This window comes from Mesorhizobium sp. M2A.F.Ca.ET.042.01.1.1 (genome assembly GCF_003997405.1).
Lineage (GTDB): Bacteria > Pseudomonadota > Alphaproteobacteria > Rhizobiales > Rhizobiaceae > Mesorhizobium.
Genome location: NZ_RZRX01000359.1, coordinates 1 through 4,697 on the forward strand (window position 1 = coordinate 1; position 4,697 = coordinate 4,697).

2 protein-coding genes are annotated in these 4,697 nt (G+C 64.8%); both read left to right on the forward strand.

Annotation, left to right across the window (positions count from 1 at the left end):
• Positions 1 to 3,098, forward strand: a 3,098-nt coding sequence (gene mfd, locus EOA23_RS31685; RefSeq protein ID WP_127306992.1) for a transcription-repair coupling factor, incomplete at its 5' end; no start/stop codon positions are given.
• 135 nt (positions 3,099 to 3,233) lie between these two features.
• On the forward strand, positions 3,234 to 4,607 hold the full coding sequence (locus EOA23_RS31690; protein ID WP_127306993.1) for a 3-deoxy-7-phosphoheptulonate synthase class II: 1,374 nt from the start codon (positions 3,234 to 3,236) through the stop codon (positions 4,605 to 4,607).
• Positions 4,608 to 4,697: the final 90 nt, after the last annotated feature.

Here is a 4,697-nt window from a genome sequence, read left to right on the forward strand (position 1 = left end):
CCTTCCACGCCAGGCCCGGCAACCAGATCGACATGAACGCGCTGATCGCGCGGCTGGAGATTTCCGGGTTCGAGCGCGTGCCGACGGTGCGCGGGCTCGGTGAATTCGCGGTACGCGGCGGCATTCTCGACCTTTTCGCGCCCGGCTGGACCGAGGCGCTCAGGCTCGACTTCTTCGGCGACACGCTGGAATCGATCCGCGTCTTCGACGTCGCCACCCAGCGCACCACCGGGCAGCGCAAGTCGATGTCGCTGCAGCCGATGAGCGAGGTGGCGCTGACGCCCGAGACGATCAGCCGCTTCCGCCGCTCCTATATCGAGGCTTTCGGCGCGCCCTCGCGCGACGACGCGCTTTATGCGGCGGTCAGCGAAGGCCGGCGCTTTGCCGGCATGGAGCACTGGCTGCCCTTGTTCTACGAGCGGCTGGAGACGGTGTTCGATTACCTGCCGGACGCGCCTGTCGTCTTCGACCATCTGGCGCATGAAGCGCTGGCCGAGCGGCACACGCTGATCCTCGACCATTACGAGGCGCGCCGGAAGCAGGCCGACAGCGCGCTCAAGGACGCCGTGCCCTACAAGCCGGTGGCGCCGGACCTGCTTTACCTGTCGCCGGACAATCTCAAGGCTTCGCTCGGCCCGCGCGAAGACATCGACTTCACCGTCTTCGATGCCCCGGATGTCGGAGGCAAAAAGGTCTTCCATGCCGGCTCGCGGCACGGCCGCAGCTTCGCCGAGGAGCGCGCCGACCCGAATATCAACGTGTTCGACGTGGTGGTGAAGCACATTGCCGATGAGCGTGCTGCTCGCCGCCGTGTCATCGTCGCTGGCTGGACCGAAGGCTCGCTCGACCGGCTCGGCCAGATCCTCGCTGAGCATCATCTTGGCAATCTGAAGACCGTCGCGACGCTCGCCGAGGTCGAAAAGCTCGAGCCGGGGCAGGCGGGTCTTGCCGTGCTGCCGCTCGAATCCGGTTTCGAGACCGACGGTCTGGTCGTCGTCGCCGAGCAGGACATCCTCGGCGACAGGCTGATCCGGCGTTCGAAGCGCAAGAAGAAGGCTTCCGATTTCATCGCCGAAGCCTCGTCGCTGTCCGCCGGCGACATCGTCGTCCATGCCGACCACGGCATCGGCCGCTTCATCGGCCTGCGCACCATCGAAGCGGTCGGCGCGCCGCATGACTGTCTCGAAATCCACTATGCGGGCGACGATCGCCTGTTCCTGCCGGTCGAAAACATCGAACTTCTGTCGCGCTACGGTTCGGATTCGGCCGAAGCGACGCTCGACAAGCTGGGCGGCGGCGCCTGGCAGGCGCGCAAGGCGCGGCTGAAGCGGCGCCTGCTCGACATGGCCGGGCAACTGATCCGCATCGCCGCCGAGCGGCAGATGCGCGCCGCCCCCGCCATGATCCCGGCGGAAGGGCTCTATGGCGAGTTCGCCGCGCGCTTCCCCTATGAGGAGACCGACGACCAGCAGACGGCAATCGATGCCGTCATGGACGATCTCGGCGCCGGCAAGCCGATGGACCGGCTGGTCTGCGGCGATGTCGGCTTCGGCAAGACGGAGGTGGCGCTGCGCGCCGCCTTCATCGCGGCGATGGAAGGGTTCCAGGTCGCGGTGGTGGTGCCGACGACGCTTTTGTCACGCCAGCATTTCAAGACCTTCTCGCAGCGTTTTTCCGGCCTGCCGATCCGCATCGCGCAGGCCTCGCGCCTTGTCGGTTCGAAGGAGCTGGCGGAAACCAAGAAAGGCATTGCCGAGGGCACGATCGACATCGTCGTCGGCACGCATGCGCTGCTCGGCAGCTCGATCTCGTTCAAGAACCTCGGGCTTCTGATCATCGACGAGGAGCAGCATTTCGGCGTCAAGCACAAGGAGCGGCTGAAGGAGCTCAAGAACGACGTGCATGTGCTGACGCTGTCGGCGACACCGATCCCGCGCACGCTGCAGCTGGCGCTGACCGGCGTGCGCGAGCTGTCGCTGATCGCCACGCCGCCGGTCGACCGCATGGCGGTGCGCACCTTCATCTCGCCCTTCGATCCGCTGGTCATCCGCGAGACGCTGCTGCGCGAGCGCTATCGCGGCGGCCATTCCTTCTATGTCGTGCCGCGCATCAGCGACCTGGCCGAAATCCATGATTTCCTGAAGGAATCCGTGCCGGAGCTGAAGGTGGCTGTGGCGCACGGCCAGATGCCGCCGGGCGAGCTCGACGACATCATGAACGCCTTTTATGACGGGCAGTACGATGTGCTCCTGTCGACCACCATTGTCGAATCCGGCCTCGACATCCCGACCGCCAACACGCTGATCATCCATCGCGCCGACATGTTCGGCCTGGCGCAGCTCTACCAGTTGCGCGGCCGTGTCGGCCGTTCGAAGGTGCGCGCCTATGCGCTGTTCACGCTGCCGGCCAACCGCAAGCTGACCGATACGGCCGAGCGCCGCCTGAAGGTGCTGCAGTCGCTCGACACGCTCGGCGCCGGCTTCCAGCTCGCCAGCCACGATCTCGATATTCGTGGCGCCGGCAATCTTCTCGGCGAAGAGCAGTCGGGGCATATCAAGGAGGTCGGTTTCGAGCTTTACCAGCAGATGCTGGAGGAGGCGGTCGCCGAGGTGAAGGATACCGGCGAGGCGCAGGACGGCGGCTGGTCGCCGCAGATCGCGGTCGGCACCGCGGTGATGATCCCGGAAAGCTATGTGCCGGACCTGCAGCTCCGCATGGCGCTTTACCGTCGGCTGGGCGACCTCGAGACCACCGAGGAGATCGACGGCTTTGGCGCGGAACTGATCGACCGGTTCGGGCCGCTGCCGGAAGAGGTGACGCATCTGTTGAAGATCGTCTTCATCAAGGCGCTCTGCCGCAAGGCCAATGTCGAGAAGCTCGATGCCGGCCCCAAGGGCGTCGTCATCCATTTCCGTAAGCGCGAGTTCCCCAATCCGGTCGGACTGGTCAAGTTCATCGGCGAGCAGGGCTCGCTGGCCAAAATCAGGGCCGACCACAGTGTCGTCTTTATTCGCGACTGGCCGAACGCGGAGAAGAGGCTGGCGGGCTCCGCCGTGGTGATGACGCAGCTGGCGCGGCTGGTCGACAAGGCTGCGTAGCAGCACCCCGCCCATTCGCCACCGCTGAAAAACCCGGCTAGAATAGGCAGTCGGCTTCGTGTAAGGAGCCGCGACCTCTGTTGGGGCGAAAATAGCGGGCAAGGGCGCTCGCCGAGAAGAGTATTGGGTGCAGCGATGACGAAATGGTCGCCGAATTCGTGGAGAGAAAAGCCGATCAAGCAGGTTCCGGCCTATCCGGATCTTGCCGCGCTTAAGGCGACGGAAGCCCAGCTCGCCACGTTCCCGCCGCTGGTTTTTGCCGGTGAGGCGCGCAAGCTGAAGAAGCAACTGGCGGCGGTGGCCGCCGGCGAAGCCTTCCTGCTCCAGGGCGGCGACTGCGCCGAGAGCTTTGCCGAGCATGGCGCCGACAACATCCGCGACTTCTTCCGCGTCTTCCTGCAGATGTCGGTGGTGCTCACCTTCGCCGGCGCACAGCCGGTGGTGAAGGTCGGCCGCGTTGCCGGCCAGTTCGCCAAGCCGCGCTCCTCCGACAACGAGACCAAGGGCGGGGTGACATTGCCGAGCTATCGCGGCGACATCATCAACGGCATTGAGTTCGACGCGAGGTCGCGCATCCCGGATCCCGCCCGGCAGGAGATGGCCTACCGCCAGTCGGCCGCGACGCTCAACCTTCTGCGCGCCTTCGCGCAGGGCGGCTATGCCAGCCTGGAGAACGTGCATCGCTGGATGCTGGGCTTCGTCGCCGACAGCCCCCAGGGCGAGAAATACGAATCGCTTGCCAACCGCATCACCGAGACGATGGAATTCATGCGCGCGGTCGGCATCACGTCGGAAACCAATTTCGCGCTGCGCGAGACGGATTTCTACACCAGTCACGAGGCACTTCTGCTCGGTTACGAGGAAGCGCTGACCCGCGTCGATTCCACCTCCGGCGACTGGTACGCGACCTCGGGCCACATGATCTGGATCGGCGATCGCACCCGCCAGCCCGACCATGCCCATGTCGAATATTGCCGCGGTATCAAGAACCCGCTTGGCCTGAAATGCGGACCTTCGCTGACGCCGGATGGTTTGCTGGAATTGATCGACCTGCTCAATCCAGAGAATGAGCCTGGACGATTGACGCTGATTGCGCGCTTCGGCTCCGAGAAGGTGGCCGAGCACCTGCCGAAGCTGGTGCGGGCGGTGAAGAAGGAAGGCCGCAACGTCGTATGGTCGTCCGATCCGATGCATGGCAACACGATCGAGGCGGCGGGTTACAAGACGCGGCCGTTCGACCGCATCCTCAAGGAAGTACAGACCTTCTTCGAGGTGCACCGCGCCGAAGGCACGCATCCGGGTGGCATCCATGTCGAGATGACCGGCAAGAACGTCACCGAATGCACGGGCGGCGCCCGCGCCATCACGGCCGAGGATCTGCACGACCGCTATCATACCCATTGCGATCCGCGCCTTAACGCCGATCAGGCGATCGAGCTCGCCTTCCTGGTCTCGGACCTGCTCAAGAAGAGCCATCCGATCCAGCACAAGCAGGTCGCCAACGCCTGAGCTGCGCCTGGCGCTTGATAATTGGAGGCGCTGGCAGCAATGCCGGCGCCTTTTCAATTCAGGTGGCCTTCAATTCGGACTCATTCCGGG

Bases quoted from the DNA above. Each gene is read 5' to 3' on its own strand.
- EOA23_RS31690 (WP_127306993.1), top strand. From the start codon at position 3,234: ATGACGAAATGGTCGCCGAATTCGTGGAGAGAAAAGCCGATCAAGCAG.